The organism is Candidatus Marinimicrobia bacterium CG08_land_8_20_14_0_20_45_22, assembly GCA_002774355.1.
Lineage (GTDB): Bacteria > Fidelibacterota > UBA2242 > UBA2242 > UBA2242 > 0-14-0-20-45-22.
On the sequence record PEYN01000074.1, the window covers coordinates 1 to 24,583 of the forward strand.

19 protein-coding genes are annotated in these 24,583 nt (G+C 46.3%); 7 read left to right on the forward strand and 12 right to left on the reverse strand.

Features of this window, described 5'->3' with window-relative positions; genetic code table 11:
- The 4 genes from COT43_04710 to COT43_04725 form a co-directional block, all read right to left on the reverse strand.
- Positions 1–2,364: hypothetical protein (locus tag COT43_04710; protein PIS29093.1), on the reverse strand; the 2,364-nt coding region annotated here is incomplete at its 3' end.
- Positions 2,361–5,114 carry a TonB-dependent receptor gene (locus COT43_04715; protein ID PIS29094.1) on the reverse strand — a complete coding sequence of 918 codons (2,754 nt, stop codon included), beginning with the start codon at positions 5,112–5,114 and terminating at the stop codon, positions 2,361–2,363. The genes COT43_04715 and COT43_04710, both read right to left, overlap by 4 nt.
- Positions 5,071–6,837, reverse strand: coding sequence for a hypothetical protein (locus COT43_04720; protein ID PIS29095.1), 1,767 nt, complete (start codon positions 6,835–6,837; stop codon positions 5,071–5,073). The genes COT43_04715 and COT43_04720 overlap by 44 nt, the downstream gene beginning before the upstream one ends.
- 68 nt (positions 6,838–6,905) lie before the next feature.
- Positions 6,906–7,931, reverse strand: coding sequence for a LacI family transcriptional regulator (locus tag COT43_04725; protein ID PIS29096.1), 1,026 nt, complete (start codon positions 7,929–7,931; stop codon positions 6,906–6,908).
- 393 nt (positions 7,932–8,324) lie between these two features.
- Here COT43_04725 and COT43_04730 point away from each other — a divergent pair, with 393 nt between their 5' ends.
- From COT43_04730 to COT43_04745, 4 genes are all read left to right on the forward strand, one after another.
- Positions 8,325–9,137 (forward strand): hypothetical protein, encoded by an 813-nt coding sequence (locus COT43_04730; protein PIS29097.1) that lies wholly within the window; start codon positions 8,325–8,327, stop codon positions 9,135–9,137.
- The gene (locus COT43_04735) at positions 9,127–9,585 is read left to right on the forward strand and encodes a xanthine dehydrogenase (protein PIS29098.1); all 459 of its coding nucleotides are present in this window, start codon (positions 9,127–9,129) and stop codon (positions 9,583–9,585) included. The genes COT43_04730 and COT43_04735 overlap by 11 nt, the downstream gene beginning before the upstream one ends.
- 60 nt (positions 9,586–9,645) lie before the next feature.
- Complete coding sequence (locus COT43_04740) at positions 9,646–10,029, forward strand: four helix bundle protein (GenBank protein PIS29099.1); 384 nt, start codon at positions 9,646–9,648, stop codon at positions 10,027–10,029.
- 93 nt (positions 10,030–10,122) lie between these two features.
- Positions 10,123–12,390, forward strand: a complete 2,268-nt coding sequence (locus COT43_04745; protein ID PIS29100.1) for an aldehyde oxidase — start codon at positions 10,123–10,125, stop codon at positions 12,388–12,390.
- A gap of 121 nt (positions 12,391–12,511) precedes the next feature.
- Here the strand turns inward: COT43_04745 and COT43_04750 are convergent, their stop codons facing one another.
- From COT43_04750 to COT43_04785, 8 genes are all read right to left on the reverse strand, one after another.
- Entirely contained in the window at positions 12,512–13,186 is a 675-nt protein-coding gene (locus tag COT43_04750) for a hypothetical protein (protein PIS29101.1), read from the reverse strand.
- 425 nt (positions 13,187–13,611) lie between these two features.
- Positions 13,612–15,069 (reverse strand): glycine--tRNA ligase, encoded by a 1,458-nt coding sequence (locus tag COT43_04755; GenBank protein PIS29119.1) that lies wholly within the window; start codon positions 15,067–15,069, stop codon positions 13,612–13,614.
- Between the two features lie 43 nt (positions 15,070–15,112).
- Complete coding sequence (locus COT43_04760; protein PIS29102.1) at positions 15,113–17,329, reverse strand: type I DNA topoisomerase; 2,217 nt, start codon at positions 17,327–17,329, stop codon at positions 15,113–15,115.
- A 146-nt stretch (positions 17,330–17,475) separates the two neighbouring features.
- Positions 17,476–18,879, reverse strand: coding sequence for a cysteine--tRNA ligase (locus tag COT43_04765; protein PIS29103.1), 1,404 nt, complete (start codon positions 18,877–18,879; stop codon positions 17,476–17,478).
- Positions 18,876–19,472, reverse strand: a complete 597-nt coding sequence (locus tag COT43_04770) for an antitermination protein NusG (GenBank protein PIS29104.1) — start codon at positions 19,470–19,472, stop codon at positions 18,876–18,878. The genes COT43_04765 and COT43_04770 overlap by 4 nt, the downstream gene beginning before the upstream one ends.
- Entirely contained in the window at positions 19,469–20,596 is a 1,128-nt protein-coding gene (locus tag COT43_04775) for a D-alanine--D-alanine ligase (GenBank protein ID PIS29105.1), read from the reverse strand. The genes COT43_04770 and COT43_04775 overlap by 4 nt, the downstream gene beginning before the upstream one ends.
- Positions 20,455–21,015, reverse strand: a complete 561-nt coding sequence (locus COT43_04780) for a Clp protease (GenBank protein PIS29106.1) — start codon at positions 21,013–21,015, stop codon at positions 20,455–20,457. Before COT43_04780 ends, COT43_04775 begins: the two co-directional genes overlap by 142 nt.
- Before the next feature lie 27 nt (positions 21,016–21,042).
- Positions 21,043–21,672, reverse strand: coding sequence for a cobalamin-binding protein (locus tag COT43_04785; protein ID PIS29107.1), 630 nt, complete (start codon positions 21,670–21,672; stop codon positions 21,043–21,045).
- Positions 21,673–21,793: 121 nt separating this feature from the next.
- On the opposite strand from COT43_04785, the gene COT43_04790 reads away from it, so the two are divergent.
- The 3 genes from COT43_04790 to COT43_04800 all read left to right on the forward strand — a co-directional run bounded on the left by COT43_04790 (position 21,794) and on the right by COT43_04800 (position 24,509).
- Positions 21,794–22,825: a nucleoside 2-deoxyribosyltransferase gene (locus COT43_04790; protein PIS29108.1), complete on the forward strand. Its 1,032-nt coding sequence runs from the start codon at positions 21,794–21,796 to the stop codon at positions 22,823–22,825.
- Positions 22,826–22,896: 71 nt separating this feature from the next.
- Entirely contained in the window at positions 22,897–23,586 is a 690-nt protein-coding gene (locus COT43_04795; GenBank protein ID PIS29120.1) for a hypothetical protein, read from the forward strand.
- On the forward strand, positions 23,586–24,509 hold the full coding sequence (locus COT43_04800; protein ID PIS29109.1) for a hypothetical protein: 924 nt from the start codon (positions 23,586–23,588) through the stop codon (positions 24,507–24,509). Before COT43_04795 ends, COT43_04800 begins: the two co-directional genes overlap by 1 nt.
- Positions 24,510–24,583: the final 74 nt, after the last annotated feature.

A 24,583-nucleotide genomic window follows, 5' to 3' on the forward strand; every position in this document is an offset into this window, starting at 1 on the left:
ATAGGTAATCGTATCGGGATGGGTCGTGTCGTCGAACCTGATTAAATATTCGCTGTCGGTTACCAGAGCCGGATCGAGAAAATCCAGCAGGACATCGCCGCTGCCCCAGCCCTGCAATTTCACGATGCCGTCAGCCGTCTGCGGCGCGACATATCCCGCGGCCGGCGCATTGGGCACCACGACGGCTGTGTTTTTATCGGTCTTGACAGTGCCATAGGTGTCTTTAAAAATCGTCTTGGTACATTCCGATGGCAGAATATACTTCGCCGCCCAGCCCTGGTCGTAGGAAACCACGGCATAATAATAAATCTTGCCGTTCTGAACATCGGTATCCACATAGGAATGTTTCAGCCCATTGTCGGATCCGAGATAATATTTCACGCCGTCCACATCGATATCGAAAAAGTCCCTGACGCTGTCCACGAGATCGAAATGAGCCAGCGGATTGTAAAAGGTCGCCTCGCCGTAGCCGTTGGTGATGATATAATCGTCGTTGAAGGCCTCATCGCTGGCCCGGTAAATCCGGTAGCCTTCAAAATCATAGCCGCCGGTTTCCGGATTGGCAAACGAGTCGTACGAATTTTCAGCGGCATCATCCCAGTAAAGCGTAACCTTGCCATCGCCGGGCACAGCGGTTAAGGTCGGCTTGGCGGGCGGTGTGGCAAAATTATAATTGGCATTGTAAATATCCTGAACCACCTCTTTATTGCGCTTCAGGTCGTCAAGGGTCTTGCCGAAAACGAGTGCCAGAGAGAAGCGTTCGGAATGTCCCGGCGGCATTATGAAAGGCCCCGACCCGAACAAAAATGCGATGTTACCATTTTGACTGCCGGTATCGAAATGATAATTGGAAATGCGCTCCCAGACGGTTTTGTCGTACTGGAATTCGACGCCCTGCCCGATATGAAACGAATCGAAGGCCGTCAAACCGATCTGGTCCGATTCATCCTTGTCGGTTTTATCGAAATTCGGTTCGCCGGCAGTCGGCTGGCCATCCCCTTCCCCATAATCACCGGTTCCGGCGACGCCATCCTCACCAACATCATCCAGATCGGAATCCCAGTCGCTGTCATTGTCGAGGCCGTCGGAGCGGTCTTCATCGATCAGAAAATTATCAAAACCGGTTTCGCCGATCCAGTCGCGGTATTTCAGGCCGGCATGGACGCTTTCGTTTTCATCGATGATACCGTCCAGGTCGTCGTCTATCCCGTTAAAAGGAGTTTCGCTGACAGTCTGATTCCGGATAAAATAATGTTCTCCGGTACCTTCGGTAATATACAAAGTATCATCGACAAAACGGTAAAAAGTGCCTTCGCCGGCGGTTTCGAAGTTGACCACTTTGCGACCCCAGTTATTATCAGAATCGAGATTGTTGTAATCAATTACCACCAGGTCACCGGAAATTATACGGGGCTGGAAATCGCTGGAGCTGAAAGTCGAGCCGGTGCCCGCACTGCCATCGCCGTCGTTATCAATACCGTCGTAAGGATTGCCGGGACTTTCCAGAAAAGCATAGCCGCAATAGCCGGTTTCCCAGTTATCGTCACCCAAACCATTGCCGTCCCAGGTATAGGCCAAATCGTAGTCCAGACTATAATAAGCGTTATCGTCATTCGAATCGTTTTGCCCGCCCACGCCGGAGTCGATATACATCCCGAAAACCGCCTTGTTGTAATGAGTGGTACTGACATTCGTGATATCATAATGCCAGAAGATAATGTCCTCAGCTAATACGTTCGACCATTGAAAGCCGCGTACTGCCATGCGCACTCCTAAACCGCCGCGCGAACTGTCGTCTTCATCGCAATTGAAAAGCCCGTTAAAATCCCGGCCGTGATCATGGTAATCATCAACCACAAAATAACTTTCCTGGTCGGCATTGGTACGTTGCCCGAAATAACCGTCCCAGACATTGTGCCAGGCCGCGGACTGATCCGGCCAGTATTCCGGCCAGGTGTTGGGATCGTCGCTCATCGCGATATAATCCTGATTCGGATCGGTAAAGCCCGGTAAAGGCTGCCAGCCAAATTCAATGCCGGTCGAACCCGATTCATAATGTTCACGGTAGCCGCCCTCGACAATGTGAATTGTGTCGCCGTTGGTCAGGTTTACTTCGGCGGCTACGATCGGATAAATCCCATCCATATACGAATGCTGACTGCCGCGCGGCCAGACGCCGGATGGCTCTTTGCCCCACCAGGCGACTTCGCCAAAATTCCAGAAGAGGGTCTCCACCAGATTACCGTTATGAAGGCCTTGCTTCCGGTATTTCCGGTCGCCGTGTAATTCATCGATGTTACCCTGGGCCAGCATCCACGAGGCGCAAGCCGTAAGCATTAAAACAACAACCCTTCCGTTTCTCATAAGTTCACCTTCAAACCAATCGTAACTTGCCGGGGGGCCGTGTAGTAATCCGGTCGTGTCAGGAAATCCTCCAGGGTATGAATCGGCTGCTCGGGCACGTAAGTCGGAATGAGTGACGTTGCCGGATCGCCAGTATCTGTGTAAACACTGACGGCATTCAAGCGATCAAAAAGATTCTTTACCTGTGCAAAGAAAATCAAACGGACCTTTTTCAACGAAATAATATACTCGGCATTCAGATCGACATTAAATGTGTACGGTTTGCGCTCGGAATTCTCGAACGAGGTACGCTGGTTCTGATACTCGGGTGTGTAAGGCAGACCGCTGCCGAAGCCGGCGATGATTCCGGAGCTCCACTTTTTATCTGTCAGGTTCAATGACAGATTCAGAGTGTGGGTCTGATCCCAATCCAGCGGCACGGTCTGAATCTCGCTGGCGCGCGGCGGATCGGACTGCTGGTCGTAAAACACGGCCCTGGGGTCCGACGCATTGCCTTCTGCCACCTGATAAGTATAGTCCAGCGCCGCGGACAGAATTCCGATCTGGCTTTGGGACAGTGAGACGGCAATCCCGCGCACGTTGCCGTAATCCTGGTTCACATAACGCGCGTAGCGGTCGCCGATTATATACAGTTCTTTGATTTCGGTGCCGACCAAATCGCGAATATCCTTGTAGTAGCCGGTCAATTCCACGACCAGACCGGGGCCAACCATCTGCTGCAGTCCGATCTGATAAATGGTAGTCTTCATCGGTTCCAGGTCGGCATTGCCCATGATGGTATTCAAACCACCGCCCTCGACTTCGAATTCCGAATTATAATACAGGTACTCATAGTTTGGTATCTGAAAAAAATTGCCGTAAGAAATGTGGATCGCACCCTGGTCGGTGATCGGAAAAGACATGCCCAGACGCGGACTCAATTGCTGTTTGACGGACGCCTTCGTATAGGGCTCGTCTGTCTCGTAATAACTGCCGTCCGGGTCGCGTAGATCTTTTGGCACAACTCCGTCGGGTTCGAAATAATCCCAGCGCAAACCAAAGGTCAGGTTGATCCGCTGGAATTCAATTTTATCTTCGAGCCAGGCCGCAATTTCCTGCGGTTTGTGGCGATACTCGTTATTGTTCACGCTCTCGGCCGGATAGATCTGCGGTTTCCAGTCGGTTGTCCGGTCCAAATACAGGCTGTATTCATGCAGCCAAAGATTACTATGAGTATATTCCCAACCGGCCTTGATCTCGTTCCTTTGATTGATTTGGGTGATCAGGTTCCACTTCAGGGTATTAGCCCGGGTGGTGCGGTAGAAATGGCTCATATCCATACCGCCGGTGTAAAATCCATATCCGAGACGGCGTAATAATTGCGAGCTGACATAGTTTTCATCGTACGGATCCGCATAAACGTAGGATTCGTAGTTATTATAGAGGTAATTGTATTTTAAAGTGTAAAAAAGATTCTTTCTGACCACATGGGTCAGCCCGAGGGAATATTGATAACGATTCTGATATTTGGTCACGATTCCATCGGGATTGTATTTAAAATAATGATCGTAATCCTTGTAGTTACGATCAGAGTAACTGCCCTGTAAATCCAGGGTCAGGCGGCTGGTCAGTTGAGTCGCTATTTTACCTGTGAAACTGATTTTTTCATTAGGATTCATGGCCCGGGCCCGGCTGTCTCCGTTGCGTTCGATAGTCCAATTGTCCGAATTCGTATCGTCCGTATTCGACGAATCCGACAGTAAAAATTCCTGCTTGCCGTATAAATAACCGTCCGAGACCGCCCGGCGCCCCGATAAATAAAACGAGGTTTTCGGGATTAATGGCAAAGGTCCGGCCAGACTTAATTCCAGACTATTAATGGCCAAAGAATCGACATCGTCGATATTATAAAATGGAGTCGTATGGTTGCTGATAAAATCGCCGCTGTAGAGTTCGGCGTTGATGTGATAATCCTCGTCACCGGTTTTGGTAATTACATTGACGACGCCGGACATCGCCTGGCCGTATTCGGCGCTAAAAGTTCCGCTGATTACCTTGACTTCCTGGATCGAACTGTTTTCGATTTCCACCGCCAGACTGCGATCATACGGATCGGAAACGGAAATGCCATCGACCATATAAGTAACTTCGCCGGCGCGTCCGCCTCGGAAATGTCCGTCCACTACTCCGGCCTGTAAATTGATTAGTTCCTGAAAATCGGTCACCGGCATTTTGGCAATCTCATCTGAGCCAATCACTGATATCGTCGAAGTCCGGTCACGTTGAATTTCCGGTCGACGTCCCAGCACGATCAATTCCTCCGCGCTTTCGAGGACGGTTTGCGAAAGATTAAAATCCTGCACGGTCGTAAAATCGGCGTGCACCGGCACATTGTTTAACTGAATCGCCTGATAACCGATCATGGAAATTTTCAAAGCATATTCACTGGGCGGAATATTGAGAATGACATAGTAGCCATTCAGATCGGTTGCGGCTCCCAAACCGGTTCCCACGAGAATGACATTAACGCCAGTCAGCGGGGCGCCACTTTGTTTATCGGTAATAGAGCCGGTGATTTTACCGGCGGTACCAGCCATTAGATAAAATGGTAAAAAAACGAAAAATTCTGCTATGACAAGGGGCTTAAACATGCGTTTTATCATGTTCGGTATTCCGCTCGGTTTTGAACGGCAGCTCCCCGAGACCGGGGAGCTGCCGCAGAACAATTTACTTGGATAGAACCATTTTGGCAACCTTGAAATTGTTGCCATAATTGACCTTATACAGATATAAACCGGTTGGTGCCGGCAAACCGTTTTCTGTCAAGCCGTTCCATTCAAAGCGATGATAACCGGAAGGTAACTCGCTGTTAATCAAGGTGCGGATTCTCTGGCCAAGAATATTGTAAATGTCCAGGCGAACCTTTCCGCTTGTCGGAGTCGAAAAAGAAATCGTAGTACTCGGATTGAACGGATTGGGATAGTTCGGATATAGCTCGAAGCGATCCGCAACGGCGGTTTTTTCATTATCAACATCAACGGCTTCAGAAGTCGACAGAATCACGCCGCGGTACATAAAATATTTCTCGAAGTTCGGATCGACCCACTGTGTGCCCCACCAGTTCGGAGCGTAATCTGAAATATGTTCCTGGTAGGCATCCACACTGCCGTAGTCCAAATCCCAGACACAGGCGCTTAGCATTACCGTATCGCCTACCTGATAACCGAAGTCGGCTGTATGAATCACGACCTCAAGACTGTAGCCGGCGTCAACTCCATTGGTCTCCGTCTGCGTCACAGTTCCGGTCGGCTCATAAGACGCTCCTTCGGCTCCACCGGTCGGCACCGCCGAACTCGTCTGGAAGGTAATTCCCGAGCCCTCCGTTCCGTTGAAGTACATAGCCTTGATCTCCATCCGCTCGCCTGACGACGGAATCATACCGTAGTTCGTCATCCACAGGAACAGTCCATCCGCTTCCCAGCCGGGTGACCATTTGCAAACAGAAGCATCGTCGGAGGTTAATCCGATATACAGGTCAGTGCCATTGTGCATGAACTTTAGAGTGGCATTGCTGCGGTCGGTGTAACTGTTGAGCGTATCGCCCCATTGCATGTAATAGCCGCCGGTTCCCAGTTCGGAATCCACGCCAATGTCAACACTCTGAGCATTTACCCAGAAGGATTCATTCAACTGACCGTCAAGTGTAATTACACCGGTGGTCGCATAGGCCGTTCTGGTCGGCGGATCGGCCAGTTTCAGGGTGCGGAATTCACTGCCCCATTCGCTACCCCACCACTGCTTGTAATAAGAACCGGTAGGCTTCCAGGGATTGTCCGTTTCGTAATAATTGTCGGGATCAAAAATATTGATCATTACTTCAACTTCAGCGTACGGATCGGTATAACCCAATTGATCCAGATGAATCACCATTTCCGCCGTGTAGCCAGAATCCACCTGAGTAGTATCATTCACGACAGTACCCGCATTCTTAAAAGCGGCACCTGATCCTGAATTAGGATAAACCCCCGGCATTTCAAAAGCGATATCCGGATCGGTTCCACTCTTATTGAAAAACAACTTGTATTCAACTGCCGTCCCACTGGCATCCTTGATTTTCATGAAAAGCCCGTCACCTTCCCAGCTGTCGCCAAATTTACCGACCGATTTGTCATCGGAATCCAGGGCTATGAATAGATCGAGACCGTCGTGCATTACTTTGACATAGGTCGTGGTTGTATCCACGTATGTTCCCGTAACCTGAATGCCGCCGGTCGGTGTATATTGGACATCTCCGATAATGCCTTTTGCATTGAACACCAGGTAATCGTACCGGCGCGCCCATTCGGTTTCGCCAAGAACACCATCAATCACAGGCGCATTCTCAACTGAAACCACTCGCACAGAGGATGGATCGATATGACTGTTTTGCGCCGGGATAAGCCGTACGGTGCAAACCAGCATTAAAACAATCCAAACCGTAAGAATTTTTCTCATCGTTTCTCTCCTTTTTTAATCGTTTACATTTTAATACATACACATACAATATTTTGAATCATACATATTTATTTTGCTTGCTTTGCGCCGCAGGATTCCCGAATTATCATTTCAAGCGGTATGACAATACGTTCGGCAACTGCAATCTGCTGTTCTGAAACGTTTTCTATTTTCTGTAACAGGGTTTTCCCAACTACCAGACCAAGATCGAAAAGCGGAACATGCACCGTAGTCAATGCCGGGGTAATATATTGTGACGTTGAAATATCATCGAATCCGACGACAGCGATGTCGCCCGGGACTTTTAATCCAAAATCTTTGATAGCCTCGATCGCCCCGATCGCCATGGCGTCATTGGCCGCAAAAATAGCCGTTGGTCGCGGAGACAACGTTGCTAAACCTTTCTCAAAAGCTTTATATCCGGAATATTCTGTAAAATTGCCCTGAACAACGTATTCGTCTTTAACGGTTATCTTATTATTCTGGAGAGCTTCCAGGTATCCTCTATATCTTCTCTGCGAATCGTAGTTGTGGACTGGTCCCTTGATAAAAGCAATCTCTTTGTGCCCTAATTCGATTAAATGATTGGTCATTTTCACGGCCATATTAAAGTTGTCCAGCACAACCGAGGAAGTACCCGGTTTACCGCGCGGCACCGATATAAACACTGCCGGAGTCTTATATTTTGCCTGAAGAGCATAGATTTCATCATTTTGCAGCGAAGGCGCCATAATAATCAATCCATCCACGGTTCGGCCGTTTAAAAACTGTGAAACCGCTTTCATTTCTTCCTCTTCATCATGAGCACTTCCGATGATTACATGGTAGTCATGTTGATTAACAAAATTGAAAATGCCGCGGATAATTTCAGTAAAATAAGTGCTGCTCGCATCCGGAAAAACCATACCGATTATTTTGGTGTGTTTGTTCTGTAAAAACCGCGCGCCGATGTTCGGTGTAAAATTATGTAATTTAATGGCATTTAGCACTTTTTTGCGCGTCACAGCCTTCACCTTTCCAGTGTTGTTCATCACGCGTGAAACCGTCGCGGTTGATACACCCGCCTGTTTTGCCACGTCTACGATTGTTGCCATATTCCGCTTATCCTGTTTAGAACCGAACAAAAAATGTAAACACTTACATTAATGTAGCCAATCTAAGTTTGTTTGTCAATAGTTTTTTTACTTTCAATACAAAAAATGTAAACACTTACATTAATGTAGCCAATCTAGGTTTGTTTGTCAATAGTTTTTTTACTTTCAATCTGGCCATCTCCCCTGAAAATGCTTATTCAGAGTATTTCTTACAAATAGTAATTAAAGCAGTTATTATTTATGGCAGGAGCGCCCTTTCGTCTATAATAAATGAAAACAGATTAACCTTTCCATATATCGGACTCACGCTATGTAATAAATAATTGCATTGCTGAATCGGGTTTCCGAAATTTGATTTCGGTGGTCATAATTGTTAAAAAAAGCGAATAGAAAATGCACGTAAATATTAAAGAGTGGTTTCGTCCGGGCAGTGTGGACGAAGTTTTGGAGATTATACAAAACGGCAAGGGGATTCCTTACGCCGGTGGCACTGGATTGTTGAAAGGGCAAGTTACGGGATTGATCGATCTGCGGCGGTTGAATCTAAATTATATCCGAGAGACTGAAGCCGGAACTGCAATCGGCGCCAATACAAAGTTTAATGACATTGCGCATTTTCAATGGTCAGATGGGCGCAGGATTCTAGCCCAGGCGCTTGGCCGGGCGGCTTCCAATCCTCTGCGGAATTTGATCACGCTGGGCGGCTCACTGGCTTTTCGACCGGTCTGGTCGAATGTCCCGACGCCGCTACTGGCGCTGAATGCAATAGTCAAGGTCGCGGGCACGCAAGTGGCGGCATATCCGATCGCCGATTTTCTACAATTAAAGCGCGGGAGCAAATTTTTGATTACCGAGGTTTTGATTCCACCGGCATCTGGCCATGGCATCTATTACCGCTTTGCGCGGATACGCTTCGACTACTCGGCGCTCGATCTGGCGGTTTATCTGGAGACTGATTCCGGCGTTATTAATCTTGCCCGTCTCGCCGTCGGTAACATTGTTTCGACTGCCAATCGCCTGACGCAAATCGAAAACCAGTTGGTTGGTTTACAAATATCTGATCCGCTGGTTAATGAAATCCTATCTACCGTGGAAATCAAGCCGGTTCGCAATCCTAATTTTAGTCGCGAATTTTTACTCAATTTACTGAAGACCGAAATGGAACGGGCTTTCACTAAAATCAGGGAGCGGGTCGATGCAAATTAAACTGACGATTAATGGAAAGTTAAAGTCTCTGGAAATTCATCCCGGCGAAACTCTGCTCGAGACCCTGCGCGGTAATGGCTATACCGGAGTAAAATATGGTTGCGGAACCGGCGACTGTGGAGCTTGCGTCGTTTTGCTGAATGGCAGACCGGTTAATTCCTGTCAGGTGCTGACGGCGGCTGTGGACAACGAATCTATCACGACTATTGAAGGTCTCAGTACAATGGACAATCCACACCCGATTCAGGAGGAATTGGTCAAAGCCGGCGCGGTGCAGTGCGGCTACTGTACGCCTGGCATTGTACTCTCGGTGTATGCTTTGCTGAAATCCAATCCGCATCCGACCGAAGACGAAATCAAGAATGCACTCGACGGACATCTATGTCGTTGTACGGGATATGTGAAGATTCTTGAAGGGGTGAAAAATGCGGCGGAGAGAGCTAATTAGTTACGAGTTCCGAGTTGCGAGTTCTGGGTTGAACTTAGGTTATTACTGAAATAATAAATAATGAGCACTTTTAAGACATACCAGGAAATTGAAGCTTGGCAAAAAGCCAGAGAGTTGACAAATAGAATCTATTCATTGACCAAGCAAAATGAATTTCATAAAGATTATGCCCTGACTGATCAACTACGCCGTGCCTGTATTTCCATAATGAGTAACATTGCCGAAGGATTCGAGCGCGATCGCTCCAGAGAATTTGTTCAATTCTCACTTTACGCTAAAGGCTCGACTGGAGAAATTTCTAACCAATTAATCATCGCTCTCGATCAAAAATATATCGATGCTCATCAGTATAAAGAATTATCTGATTTAGCTAATGAGATCGGCAAAATGATTGGTGGAATTATTTCTTATTTGCAAAAAGAAAAACATCAGGATTCTCGATGAATAATAAAACTCGCAACTCGTAACTCGGAACTCGCAACTGTAAACAAGTCTGTTAAGAAAATCGACGGACTGTCGCTTGCCACTGGGCGGGCTATGTTCACCGATGATTTTCAGATGGCTGGTGCGGCTTACGTGAAGTTTCTCTATTCGCCGCATGCGCACGCCCGGATAATTGCGATTAACACAGCCGAAGCAGAGAAAATCCCCGGAGTTCTCGATATTGCTCATTATGGCAATGTTCCGGCAATCCTGCATACCACCGCAGGACAGGGCTATCCGCAACCGTCGCCGTACGATACGGTCATGTTCGATTCGAAAATGCGCTTCGTGGGTGATAAAGTCGCGGCCGTTCTGGCTGAGACGCCGGAAATCGCCGAAGAAGCCACTTCCCAAATCGAAGTCGAATACGAGATCCTGCCAGCGCTCTTTGATTTTGAAAAAGCCATGGATCCCGGCGCGCCGGTCTTGCCTACTGAACCGGGCAAAGGTTACTTGGCCGGTATGCCGTACGACGCCAGCCGTAATCTTTGCGCAGAAGTTGACGCCAACGTCGGTGATTTTGAAAAAGGCTTAGCCGAAAGCGACCTGACTTTTGACGAAACCTATTATTCGCATTATGCTTCGCATGCTATGCTCGAGCCGCATGCGGTTTTAACTTATCTCGATGAAAAATATCGGCTGGCAATCGTTTCCTCTACGCAAGTTCCGTTTCACGCCCGCCGGATTTGCGCTCAGGTGTTGCAGATTCCGGAGAAGCGCATCCGGGTCATCAAGCCGCACATCGGTGGCGGCTTCGGTGGTAAGCAGGAAGTTTTTCTGGAGTATTACGCCGGCTGGTTTACTCTGCGTACCGGTCGCCCGGTTAAGATTACGCTTACCCGCGCCGAAGTTTTACGAGCGTCGCGCTATCGCCATCCGATGCGGATCAGATTGCAGGCTGGCGTGAAAAAAGACGGCACGATCCACGCCATCTGGCTGGATGCTCTGATGAACAACGGTGCTTATGGTGCGCACGCTCTGACAGTGCTTTCCAATGCCGGTTCGAAAGTTTTACCATTGATTAACAAAGCCCCACATCAACGCTTTACTGGCAAGACTGTTTACACGAATCTGCCGGTTGCCGGCGCCTACCGCGGTTATGGCGCGACGCAGGGCTACTTCGCTCTAAACCAGATGATGGACGATATTGCCCGCCAATTGCATATGGATGTCGTTGAACTTTATCGTAAGAATGTCATCCGAATCGGCGAGACGTCACCGATTTTTGAGAAACTCGGCGAAGGCAAGGAAGGCGTGTCCATGAACATCGAATCCTGCGGCCTGGAAAAATGTATCGAATTTGGACTGAAAGAGATTGACTGGTACAACCGCCGCGGCAAGCAAATCCGCAAAGGCGCGAAAGTCCGTGGGCTCGGCATGGCCGTCATGATGCAAGGCAGTGGCATCCCGCGGGTTGATATGGGTGCGGCGTATATCAAAATGAATGAAGACGGTTCATTTAATTTGCAAATTGGTGCGACTGACCTCGGCACTGGTTCCGATACCGTTCTGGCGCAGATCGCGGCCGAGACGCTGGGCGTGCCGGTCGAGGATATTATCGTTTGCTCTTCGGATACGGACATGACTCCGTTTGACGTCGGCGCGTATGCCAGTTCGACAACCTACATCTCCGGCGAAGCCGTGCGTAAATGCGCGACGGAAGTCGCTGAGCAGATTCTGAAGGTCGCCGCGGAAATGTCCGGCCAGCTGATTGAAAGGCTGAAAATCGAAAATAAGCAGGTTGTCTGGCTTGCCCGTACTGCGGAAGCAGGCGGGCAAGGCGGAGCGCTGACATTCAGGGCTATTTGCCAGTATGCCTTTTATACCGAAAACCAGTTCCAAATCCAGGCCGTTGCCTCGAATGTCTCGCCGGTTTCGCCGCCGCCTTTCGCGGCCCATTTTGTTGAAGTTGAAGTTGATACTGCCACCGGGATCGTCAAAGTCATTAAATATGTATCGGCGGTCGATTGTGGAACGGCGATCAATCCCAAATTAGCCGAAGGTCAGGTCGAAGGCGCGGTCGTCAACGGCATTTCCTGGGCTCTGACCGAGGAATTCCGTTTTAGCGAAACCGGTGCGCAGATGAATACCGATTTCGGACGCTACAAGCTTTTCACGGCGGCTGACATCCCGGAGATAAAGACGATCATTATACCGACTTATGAGCCCAGAGGACCGTACGGCGCCAAATCAATCAGTGAAGTCGTCATCAACGGCCCGGCCCCGGCAATTGCCAATGCGATTTACGATGCGATCGGGATTCGCTTCCGGGAGTTGCCGATCACGGCCGAGAAGGTTTTCCGGGCGCTTAAAGCTTCTTAACCTGCAGAATATTTAGATATTTAGACAAGATTAACAAAATATTTTCTAAACAGATTACAAAGAATTTCTAATATTCCGATATCAACACTTCTGCTTCATTATGGAATTATCGGGGTGCTAATCATTTACAGATTTGTGAATTTTTTACTTTTTTTGATCTTAGTATAAAAATATTTCTACCTGTATAGTCTAAGAAATAACAAGAGAATTTTTTATTATGCTTTGCGTGAATTGTAAACTTTTTGCTAATTCTGATACCAACATTTGGAAGATTACCAATTTTATTTAGAGCCTTTTCTGATATGATAACAGTATTTTCATGACCATAAAAATCATGAGAAATATTTATTATTTCCTGACTGTTATTGGGCGATAATAGTCGAAAAATTTCATTCATTGCAGAACCCACGAAATTTTCCCGATTAGTAATATCTATATAAGGAAGAGTTGTTCCAAAATGTAATGCAAGTTTGACACCTTTATAGTCAAAATTGTACTTTTTAAATGATTCAATAAGAGTATTTCGTAGAGATAGGGCAAACAAAATACAATCATTAGCATAAAACAGACTATTTATTTTATGACCAATAAAATAAAATCCATCACCGGTTGAAATAAAAGCAGAAAAAATATTCTCTTCTTTATATCCTCCCTTATGTAGAAGACTTTTAGATTCTGAGGTGACAAGATTGATTAGTTTAAGTTGATGATCGTCTGTAAGTTCTGAAAAACAACAAATATCGAGTAAAATTAAAAATCTATGTTCCTTTGAAAAATTAGATAAATCCAGGGTCAATTTTTAGTTCCTTTTCTATATCTAATTTAAATCTTAGACAAAGTTTGTTAATAAACCAATAAGAAAGAATATATAGACCTTATTTCAAATTTAATGTCTATAAATCTAATGCCCAATGCCCGAATAAACATCTGTTTCGACAAACCCCGTTTGGTATTTGGAAATTCCCTTCTACAGTCATTGCACATTGTATTTGAATCGGTCACGGATTATATCTGCCTAAACAGAAAAGTGCTCCAGTATTGTTGAAACACACCAAAGTAAAATTTTTAGAATTATCTACATGCTCCTCTATAAGTATTCCAGAAAATTAATCCGATTCTTCATTCGACCCGGCAGGGGTCAGGTCTCATTCAGAATGACATTATTAGGAATATATATCCTGTAAATCTTGTTAATCCTGTCTAAAAATATTCCGCGGTTTCTTATAGTGCCAGTTTATCCCGCAGAACCTTGACGATATTATCCTTGGGAATTCGGACTTGTTCTAGCGTATCACGGTCACGTAGAGTCACCGTTCCGTCTTCCAAAGTCTGCGAATCGACCGTAACTCCAAACGGTGTGCCTGCCTCGTCTTGACGACGATAGCGTCTGCCGATAGAACCGGTCTGATCGTAAAATGCCGCCATCTGCTTTTTCACGTCCGAAAAAATCGCCGAAGCGATTTCCGGCATTCCGTCTTTATTCACCAACGGTAAAATGGCAACTTTGATCGGCGCGAGTTTTGGATTGAGTTTTAAGACGGTCCGATCATGTTCCGTGTCTTCCCAATAAGCATCGGAGAGAACCGTCAGAATCGACCGATCGACGCCCGCGGAACTTTCGACGACAGCCGGAACGATATGTGTGTTGGTTTCTGTTTCAAAATAGGACATTTTCTTGCCGCTTGCCTTAATGTGCTGATCCAGATCGAATGTCTGCCGATCGGCAATGCCTTCCAATTCCGACCAACCGAACGCAAATTTATATTCAACGTCAGTGCAAGCCCGCGCGTAATGCGCTAATTCTTCCTTCGCATGCGCTCTGAGTCTCAAATTCTCGCGTTTGATGCCAAGTTTCTGATACCACTGGAATCGCTGTTCGACCCAGTATTCATGCCACTTCTGGCTTTCTTCCGGTTTAACAAAATATTCGAGTTCCATTTGTTCAAATTCGCGCGATCGGAATATAAAGTTTCCCGTCGTGATTTCGTTCCGAAATGCTTTTCCGATCTGACCAATCCCAAACGGCAGTTTGAGCCGCGTCGTATTGACAACATTATCGAAATTGACAAAAATTCCTTGCGCGGTTTCTGGTCGTAGATAGACTTCCGAAGCAGTGTCTTCCGATGGACCGAAATGCGTTTTGAACATCAGATTGAATTGCCTCGCCGGAGAAAGTTCGGTGGAACCGCAGGTTGGACAAGCGATCTTTTCCAGAAAAATGCTTCCAGCGGTTCCGCATTTTGGGCAGTCGGATTTCTGATAAAATGTCGGCTCCTGCGCGTATAGATCGTCTTTGAAATAAGTCCGAAATTCGTCTTTTACTTCAATAAACCCGCCATTGACACGAAATTGAAAATCGCATTTTTCACATTTGAAATAATGCAGAGCCTTGTCTTCCCGAAAACGCGCCTTACATTTCTTACAATCGATGAGCGGATCGTGAAAATTTTCCACGTGCCCGGAGGCTTCCCAAACCTTAGGATGCATCAAAATGCTTGCGTCCATCCCGACAACTTCTTCTCTGCCGGTGACATTTTCCTGCCACCAAAGGTCTTTGACATGACGTTTGAGTTCAACGCCCAGCGGACCGTAATCCCAACAGCTGGTAATCCCTCCGTATATTTCACTCGACTGAAAAATAAATCCCCTCCGTTTGCAGAGAGAATACAATTTATCCATTAACTCATTCTTTTCAGATTTTGCCATACCGTTCCTTTATGCTTCAAATCTCATCGTATTCCGTTTTACACTTCGGACAGAAAATCACCGTCTTCTTATCTTTTGTCTCTTTTTTCTCGAGAAGCGAATAACCGCAACCCGGACAGGTTTTTTTGACCGGTTCGTTCCAAGTCGCAAACTTGCAGTCGGGGTAACGACTGCATCCGTAAAATATTTTTCCCTTTTTCGTACGCTTTTGCACGATCTCGCCGTCACAATCCGGTTCTGGGCAAGGAATGTTCAGCGAAAACGGTAACGTGGTCTTACATTTTGGATAGGCAGTGCAAGCCCAAAACTTTCCAAATCTGCCTTCGCGTACTGTCATTGGACTTCCGCACTTCGGACATTTTTTCTCTTCGTACGGAACTTCCGGTTCGACACGGTTCAAAGGTCTGGTGTTTTTACATTTTGGGAAAGCGGAACATGCCAGAAATTTACCGTTCCTGCCCCACTTGATAACCATCGGCGATCCGCAGAGTTCACATTTTTCTCCGGATTCTTCCTGAAGATTGCTTTTAATGTCTTTCCGCTTCAGATCAAGCCTTTCGAGCGACTTCTTGAACGGCTTATAGAATTCACGCATCACATCCAACCAATCTTTGGAATTCGATTCAACCTCGTCGAGATTCTCTTCCATTTCGAAGGTAAATTTGACATTGAAAATCTCCGGCATTCCAGCCACGAGAATTTCATTGACCGTTTTGCCCAAATCAGTGGGAAAAAAGAAGCCCGTTTTCTGTTCGACGTATTTTCTCAGTAAAATGGTTGAAACGATCGTCGCGTATGTGCTAGGTCGTCCAATACCGAGATTATCCAATTCTTTGATCAGCGTGCCTTCGGTAAACCGTTTGGGCGGCTCGGTAAATTTTTGCTCAGATTTGACATCGCTCAGACGAACCGGGTCCTCGTTTTTAATCTTCACCGGAAGCGGATTCTTTTTTTCTTCGTCATCTTTATCTTCACGCCAAACGTGCAAATAGCCGTCGAAAATCAGGTCGTTGCCGATTGCGCGAAATAAATACTGATCGCCTAAAACATCGATGACTTTTTGGTTGTAAACCGCATTCGCCATCTGGCAGGCAGTAAACCGATTCCAAATGATTGCATATATTTTTTTCTGATCGGGAGTCAAACTGCCCGCGATAGATTCGGGTGACAAGTTAAAGTGTGTCGGTCGGATGCCTTCATGCGCATCCTGAACATTCTTTTTCTTAGTTTTATAAAAACGCGCGTTGGTCGGCAAATATTCAGCGCCGTAGCGTGTTGAAATATACTCGCGGACGCCGCCGATAGCCTCCTTCGAGATTCGCACCGAGTCAGTTCGCATGTAAGTAATCAATCCAACGGGCGCGCCGTCGATTTCGATACCTTCGTAAAGTTGCTGGGCGATTTTCATCGTTTTCGACGAACCGAATCGAAATTTGCGTGTCGCTTCCTGTTGAAGAGTACTTGTTGTAAATGGCGGTGACGGCGATTTTTCGACCTTTTTCTCCGTCACGGATTTTACTAGATAGATCGCTTGCCGGATTTTTTCCAAATGCTCCGCCGCCGTTTTTCTATCGGATACATCGATACTTTTCCCGGCAATTTCCACACATTTCGCGGTGAATTTTTCGTCTTCGCGCGTCATAAAATCAGCCGAAATCTCCCAAAATTCTTTGGGAACGAATTTCAGGATTTCATCTTCGCGCTCGCAGATAATTCGGACGGCAACCGATTGCACTCGCCCGGCGCTGAGCCCGCGATACAACGTTTTCCATAAAAATGGACTGACTTGATAACCGACGATCCGATCTAAAATCCGCCGTGCCTGCTGAGCATTAACAAGACTCATGTCGATTTTACGCGGATGCGCCAGACCGTATTGAATGCCGCTCGGCGTGATCTCGTTGAACAAAACTCTCTGAACCTGATGATCGTCGACATTCAATGCCGCGGCGATATGCCATGCGATCGCCTCGCCCTCGCGATCCGGATCGGGAGCAAGCAGAATCCGACCGGCATCTTTGGCGGCTGAACGCAGTTGTTGAATGATTTTCGCCTTACCTTGAATAGTAACATATTTCGGTTTAAAATCGGCGGCAATATCGATCCCGAATTCCTTTTCCGGCAAATCGCGGATATGCCCCACAGAAGCCAGAACTCGATAATCTTTTCCAAGGAATTTTTTTATCGTTTTCGCCTTGGATGGCGATTCTACAATTAGCAAATTTTGATACATATATTCTCCATAGCGGGTGGCAATTTAATCACTCAGGCACAAAGAGGCTAAGCCTTTTTTCCGTTTCTACAAACCATTAAAATCACAGAAAAACGAATTTTTCCATTGGTTGACCGGCGCTGTGGAAAAGACTTTCCGCTTAATTTTTAGGTCGTAATTTTCCGCTTCCAGACGACGCCTTTTGGCGTGTCTTCTATAACGATTCCCTTTTCAAGCAAAAGTGCTCTCAGTCGGTCGGATTCCTTCCAATCTCGATTTTGCCGGGCAGTCGTCCGTTGATTTAAAAGCGCCTGTTCCTCATCAGTCAGACTTTCTGACTTTGATGAAAAAATATTCAAGACCTCGTCAATTTTCATTAGGAAACGTTCAATGAGTTTTGCATCGGCTTGCGATAGCGATGCTTCTTGTCGAAAGGTATTGACCTCATGCATCAGCGTAAAAACTACCGACAGCGCCTCGGAGATATTCAGATCGTCGTCCAGCGCCGATTCAAATTTTTGACGCGCGTCGGAAACAATTGTCGAAAGTTGCACCGCACCGGCGGTTAAATTATCGCCTAAAGATTTTCTAAAATCTCTCAGACGTGTGATCATTTTTGCCGACATGTCCAGTTTTTCCTCGCTGAAATTCAGTTTCTGCCGGTAATGCGTGCTGAGCAGAGTTAGCCGGATCGCCGTGGAATCAACGCCTCTTTCAAGCAATTGCCGGAGATAAATAAAATTACCAAGCGACTTGCTCATTTTTTTGCCATCGACGAGCAAATGTTCGCAGTGAAGCCAGAAATTGACAAATTTTTCACCTGACGCGGCTTCACTTTGCGCGATTTCATTTTCATGATGCGGGAAAATATTGTCGACACCGCCAGTATGCACGTCGAAATGTGTGCCAAGATATTTGGAACTCATCGACGAACATTCGATATGCCAGCCGGGTCTCCCTTTGCCTAATTCTGTTTCCCAAAAGGCTTCGCCGTCTTCCGGTTTCCACCCTTTCCAGAGCGCAAAATCTCGGATTTCTTCCTTCTCATATTCATCGGAAGCAACACGTTCACCGCGAATCATTTCCGTAACATTCAGGCGCGCCAACTGACCATATTTCGGGAACTCAGAAACTTTAAAATAGATCGAACCGTCGTCCGTTCGGTAGGCGGCGCCGTTAGCCAGTAATTTTTTCACCATTTCGACCATTTCAGGAATGTGCGCCGTCGCCGCTGGATAATATTCCGCGCGTCCAATTCCTAACGAATCTATATCCTGAAAAAACGCCTCTGTATAAGGTTTTGTAAATTCCGCAATCGGTTTCCCTACTTTCTGGGAATCGCGAATGATCTTGTCATCAATATCGGTAATATTCATAACCTGAATGACGCGATAGCCTTTAAATGTCAGAAACCTGTGAAGCAAATCTTCAAAAATATAGGCTCGGAAATTGCCGATATGCGCAAAGTTATAAACGGTTGGCCCACATGTGTACATCCGGACAACGCCCGGTTCAATGGTATAAAAATCCTCTTTTTTTCGAGAAAGCGTATTGTAAAAACGTGTCTTCATTTTTCTATTCCCAAGGGCAAAGTATACAATTTTTTCCTTGTCTCCTCAGAGACCGGTTTCAATAAATTGAAGTTGACCTGAACTTCAAATGCCATTTGAACGGCATCTAAAGCGATGACAAATTTCTCCTTGTTTTCAATTCGTTGGATTTTCCCAATGACGCCTTTCATAGGTCCGGAGCTGATCTCTACCATTTTCCCCACCTGCAAATAATTTTTCGCAGATAATCCGACGCCACATTCAAGAACACGCTTCAGGGCATCAATTTGAAAATCCGGAATGGTCGCATATTGTCTTTTGAACGTTACAATACGAACAACGCCGTACGTTTCCAAGACATAGAGTGTTTGTTTCAGCAAAATGCGTACAAAAACGTAGCCGCGTATGAGCGGCTCTTGAACCATCTGTTTCCTGTCGCTCCAATTATGAATGTCGCTAACTAAAGGAAGGTAACTTTCGATTCCCTTAACGGTCAGCAACTCCACGACTTTCTTTTCGTGGCGCGATTTTGTGTAAACGGCATACCAATGAAGAGAACCATTGTGCAATTCTGTGTTGTTTAGCATCACTTTTTCGCCGGTGTCGATTTTCATCTGCTAAGTCCAAGTTTAATAATTTTTTCCAGCAATTCGTTAAAGGAAATGCCGTCGGCTTTTGCGGCTTTTGGAACTAAACTCAACGATGTCATGCCGGGCAATGAATTCATTTCCAGAAAATAGGGTTTGTGATCGAGGCTGAGCCGCAAATCCATTCTGCCGTAACCGGAACAGCTCAGCGCTTTGAATGCAACGACGGTCCAGTCCTGAATGAGACGTGTCAGCATGGGTTCGATCTCTGCCGGCGTCCGGTATTCGCTCATGCCGCTTGTATATTTACATTCATAATCGTAAATGCCGTGTTTCGGACAAATTTCGACAATCGGCAACGCCTTATCTCCCAAAACCGCGACCGTCAGTTCACGACCTTCAATGAACTTTTCGACAAGAATGGAGCCGTTGTACTTCCGCGCAATTTTCAGGGCATTACCAAGCGATTGAACATCGCGCACGATCGTCAAACCGACTGTCGAACCTTCATGCGCTGGTTTTACAACAAGCGGCGGTTGAAATTTCGTCAGAATCGCTTCGATTATCTCGGCATTTGGGCGTTTCCCATCGTTCTGAAAACTCAACCATTCGGGCGTCGGAATGCCATGTTTTTCAAACAAAACCTTCGAAACGATTTTATCCATAGCGATAGCACATCCCTCAACGCCGGAGCCGTTGAATTTCAAACCCATCGTCTCCAGAATTGCCTGAACGGCACCGTTTTCACCAGTTCCGCCGTGAAGTGCATTGAAAACAAATTTCGCCGACTGAACTTCAGGAGCGGTTAAAAGTGTCACCAGATTCCGATCGCCGTTTCGAATCATTTTCGGCGTCGGCTTCATTGGACTTTTTATCTGTTCAATCGGAAGTACTGTATCGAGGCAGAGTACATCGTGGCCATTTTCTTTCAGCGCATTGGCAATGTTCATCCCACTGTTGAGCGAAACTTCCCGTTCCGATGAAGCGCCACCTTTTAGAACGACAATTTTCATACCGATTTTCCCTTCTTCTCCCTTTTGATCAATTGAGCCGCCGTCAATAAATTTTCCGTGATGTATTCGGGCGACGGATCCCAATTTTCGGCGTCGGCCGTTTCGCGCACGCCGGTTTTCACAAGAATCGTACGGCATCCGGCATTCACGCCAGCTTCGACATCCTTTTTCGAATCGCCGATGAACCATGATTGCGACAAATCGATTTCATACGCGTTCGCGGCTTTAAGCACATTGGCAATCTTTGGTTTTCGGCATTCGCATCTCGATATATCGGGATGATGCGGACAATAGAAAATTCCATCGAGATTAATCCCATTTCTCCGAAATTCTTTCGTAATGAATTCGTGAATTTCCTGAACTTTTTCGACTGTTGTCAATCCTTTAGCAATACAAGCTTGATTCGTGATAATCACCAGACGAAACTCCAAATCAGAGAGAATTTTCAAGGCTTTGATTGTAAACGGAAATAACCGAAACTCATCGAGATTTTTAATGTAATCCCGACTGTCAGCATTTAGAGTTCCATCCCTATCTAAAAATACCGCTCGGTTCATAAAATAGTATTGGCGCTGATTTGCCTCTTAGGATGCCATTGCATTTAGAACTTTTTCCACTCCTTCAACGGCATTTTTTGCAAATAGGTCTGCATGAATAAGATTCGCATATTCTTCAGAAACAGGCGCTCCTCCGACAATAATGATTGACGGAATGCCGTTCTCTTTCAGTAATTGAACGATCTTTTCCATATTCATCATCGTTGTCGTAAGCAATGCCGATAGACCAATAACGTCCGGTTGATGTTTCCGCGCTTCCTGAACAAATTTTTCCGCAGATACGTTGACGCCCAAATCAATAATTTCGAATCCCGCACCTTTGAACATGATCGCCACCAAATTTTTCCCAATATCGTGCAGGTCGTCCTGAACCGTTCCGATCATCAACTTCCCTTTTGGAGGAATGCCGCTTTTTAACATCAGCGGCTCGAGCCGTTCGATTCCTTTGGTCATAGCACGTGCCGAGATGAGAACTTCTGGAATAAAGATTTCGCCATCCCTAAACAGAGCGCCAACGATGGACATTCCCTTGATTAAACCGTTGTCCAAAATTTCGTTAGCCGACAACCCTTCATCCAGCGCTTCTTCGACATGAGATAAAAGTTCTTCAGAATTTCCGTTTACCAATTCATCGGATATTTTTTCTAAAATTGTCATCAACTTCCTCTGTTTAAAATCGGCGTAACTTACAATGAGAAAATGTAAAATAATAGTGCAGAGGAAAAAGAAAACCGTTAAATTACCGCAAGTTTTTTAACGTAGAAATTAACGAGGCTTCATGAATCCGAACATTGAACAGTTTAAAAAAACTCTCAAACGGGGAAAAGCCGATTATGTACCCATTTGCGAACTCGGCGTTCATCCGATCATGAAAGAACGTCTGCTCGGCAGACCGATCCACTCGCTGAAAGACGATGTCGATTTTTGGAATAAGGCTGGCTACGATTATATCAAACTTCAACCAATCGCCGATTTCAATCCCGGAAAACTATCCCTGCAGGACGCCGAGAACATCAAACTTAAAGATGACGGAACCGTTACGAGAAATTGGGCAACTGAAGGAAAAGGGTTTATTTCCGATTGGGAAGGTTTTGAAAAATACCATTTCCCTAAAAATGAAGATTTCAATTATTCACGATTTGAGAAGGTTCGCGCATTGCTTCCAGAAGGTATGGGCGTCATTGGTCAGTACGGAGATATTTTCACGATGGTCTGGGAAATGATGGGATTTGAGCAGTTTTCGTTTGCCCTGTACGACAACCCGGATTTAGTTTCCACTTTATTTGATAAAATTGGAAATCTCGTTTTGAGTATGTTCACCTATTTTGCGGAAAGCGATGCCGTGGATGTCTTATGGTACAGCGACGATATTGCCTATAGTTCCGGTCTGATGATGTCCCCGGCAATTCTTCGACAATATTTTTTCCCTTGGCTGAAAAAGATTGGTGATCTGGCCAAGAATTACGGGAAGCCGCTGATTTATCACACCGATGGCCTGCTCTATTCCGTGATGGAAGATATAATCAGCGCCGGCGTTGATGCTCTTCATCCAATCGAACCGAAAGCGATGAACATCGCTGAAGTCAAACAACGCTTTGGTGATCGACTATGCTTGATCGGCCACGTCGATGTTGATCTTCTCAGTCGCGGAACGCGCGAAGAAGTCCGCCAAAAAGTCAAAGAAAACATCGAAGTCGCGGCTTACAATGGCGGGTACTGCGTCGGCTCCGGCAACAGCATTCCGGAATATGTCATTTACGATAATTATATAGCCATGTTGGATGCGGCGAAAGAATTCGGTCGACAATGAAAAAACAAATCGGAATCGTGGAAATCGCTCTCCTATTTTGCCTATCAGCTTCAACTGCGCTTCCGGCGGAAATGCCGAATCCGTTACGCCAACCAGTCGATTATGTCCGATGGTATCCCAACCACTATTGGAACGGATTCAAAGGAATCGCAGATGTTCGGTTTCACCGAAATCTTCTCATCGCTGGAGCGGTTGCGATTCCGGTTGCTTTTTTACTCGACGATGTAGTTCACGATTATGCCGTCGATCATGGATTTTATTCATCCGAAATTTCCCGAATCGGCGATCTGTACGGCTATCGGTGGGGTTATGTCGGAGCCGCCGGTTTGGTCACTTTGACCGGATTTGTAGGCGGACAATCTTTTCAGCAGACATTTTCTGATGTCGAATTACTCGGAGAAGCGATCATCACCGAAGGAATTATCGTCGGACTTGTGAAAGAAATTTCACATCGCCAACGACCTAATGGCGAAAATTACCACTCGTTTCCATCGGGACATACCAGCGGTTCATTTACACTCGCCGCGTGTCTGAACAAGATCTACGGTAAAAAGGTCGGAATTCCCGCGTACGCCATGGCAACCTTCGTCGCTTCCAGCCGCATTAACGATAATAAACATTACCTTTCCGACGTCGTGACAGGCGCAATCGTTGGAACGATCATCGGAAAAAGTTTTTCGCGCGAACATCACCAAATGTGGCACGTTCAGGCCAGTCAGTCGAACCAAACATCGACAGTCACGATTTCCTGCAATTTTTAATGCTCATGATGGATTTTCCCGAACGACTCCGCGATAATAAACCCTTGATTCTTGACGGCGCTATGGGAACCGAACTGGCGCGGCGCGGCTTTCCGGTTCGACTCCCGTTATGGTCGGCACAATCGGTTTTGGAGCATCCGGACGCAGTTAGGAAAATCCACGAAGATTATATCGTTTCGGGCGCCGACATATTAACGACCTGCACATTTCGCACAGACACGCGTACGTTTCAAAAAGCCGGTTTAAGTTCAGCCGACGCGAAAAGGGCAACTTTTCAAGCAGTCGATCTCGTAAAACAATCAATCCAAGATAGTCAACTTGTTCGGAAAGTTTGGATCGCTGGTTCAATGTCGCCGCTCGAGGACTGTTATCACCCTGAATTAGTGCCTGATCCTGCCACGGCGCTTCGCGAACACAATGAAAAAGCCAGTTGGTTACACGAGTCTGGCGTCGATTTTATCCTCATTGAAACCATGAATACTCGCTCAGAAGCAATTACGGCAACGAAAGCCGCGCTTTCAACTCAATTACCGGTTATTGTCTCATTTATTTTAAACAATGATGGACAAATTTGGAATGGCGATGCTTTGACTCAAACCGCAAGTGAGATAATAAAACTCGGTGCTACGGGCATCTCGATCAACTGCACGCACCACCGGATCATTACTCGTGCCATCGAAGACCTAAATCAGAATGGAATTAAACCGGTTTGTGCATACGCAAACGCCGGCATTTATAATCCTCATTCCGGCTGGGAAACCGATCCGATTTTTACCTCGGAATTCTATGCTGAAACGGTTTTTAGTTGGTTGCAAAAAGGAGTTCACATCGTTGGCGGATGTTGCGGTATTAATCCAAAAACGATCAGCGCCATCGTAAAAAAAGTCCAGCGTGACGGGGAATCACTCTGGACTGGAGGGTAGTGAGAATTAGGGATAAAGAGTCTGGTAAAAAACCAATTATAAATTAACACTTACACGTTTAAATAAATTTGCGG

Coding starts and splice junctions, on each gene's coding strand:
- COT43_04715 (PIS29094.1), bottom strand. CDS start 5,114: ATGGCAACAATTTCAAGGTTGCCAAAATGGTTCTATCCAAGTAAATTG.
- COT43_04720 (PIS29095.1), bottom strand. CDS start 6,837: ATGAGAAAAATTCTTACGGTTTGGATTGTTTTAATGCTGGTTTGCACC.
- COT43_04725 (PIS29096.1), bottom strand. CDS start 7,931: ATGGCAACAATCGTAGACGTGGCAAAACAGGCGGGTGTATCAACCGCG.
- COT43_04730 (PIS29097.1), top strand. CDS start 8,325: ATGCACGTAAATATTAAAGAGTGGTTTCGTCCGGGCAGTGTGGACGAA.
- COT43_04735 (PIS29098.1), top strand. CDS start 9,127: ATGCAAATTAAACTGACGATTAATGGAAAGTTAAAGTCTCTGGAAATT.
- COT43_04740 (PIS29099.1), top strand. CDS start 9,646: ATGAGCACTTTTAAGACATACCAGGAAATTGAAGCTTGGCAAAAAGCC.
- COT43_04745 (PIS29100.1), top strand. CDS start 10,123: ATGTTCACCGATGATTTTCAGATGGCTGGTGCGGCTTACGTGAAGTTT.
- COT43_04755 (PIS29119.1), bottom strand. CDS start 15,069: ATGGATAAATTGTATTCTCTCTGCAAACGGAGGGGATTTATTTTTCAG.
- COT43_04760 (PIS29102.1), bottom strand. CDS start 17,329: ATGTATCAAAATTTGCTAATTGTAGAATCGCCATCCAAGGCGAAAACG.
- COT43_04765 (PIS29103.1), bottom strand. CDS start 18,879: ATGAAGACACGTTTTTACAATACGCTTTCTCGAAAAAAAGAGGATTTT.
- COT43_04770 (PIS29104.1), bottom strand. CDS start 19,472: ATGAAAATCGACACCGGCGAAAAAGTGATGCTAAACAACACAGAATTG.
- COT43_04775 (PIS29105.1), bottom strand. CDS start 20,596: ATGCCGTACGATTCTTGTGAAAACCGGCGTGCGCGAAACGGCCGACGC.
- COT43_04780 (PIS29106.1), bottom strand. CDS start 21,015: ATGAACCGAGCGGTATTTTTAGATAGGGATGGAACTCTAAATGCTGAC.
- COT43_04785 (PIS29107.1), bottom strand. CDS start 21,672: ATGACAATTTTAGAAAAAATATCCGATGAATTGGTAAACGGAAATTCT.
- COT43_04790 (PIS29108.1), top strand. CDS start 21,794: ATGAATCCGAACATTGAACAGTTTAAAAAAACTCTCAAACGGGGAAAA.
- COT43_04795 (PIS29120.1), top strand. CDS start 22,897: ATGCCGAATCCGTTACGCCAACCAGTCGATTATGTCCGATGGTATCCC.
- COT43_04800 (PIS29109.1), top strand. CDS start 23,586: ATGCTCATGATGGATTTTCCCGAACGACTCCGCGATAATAAACCCTTG.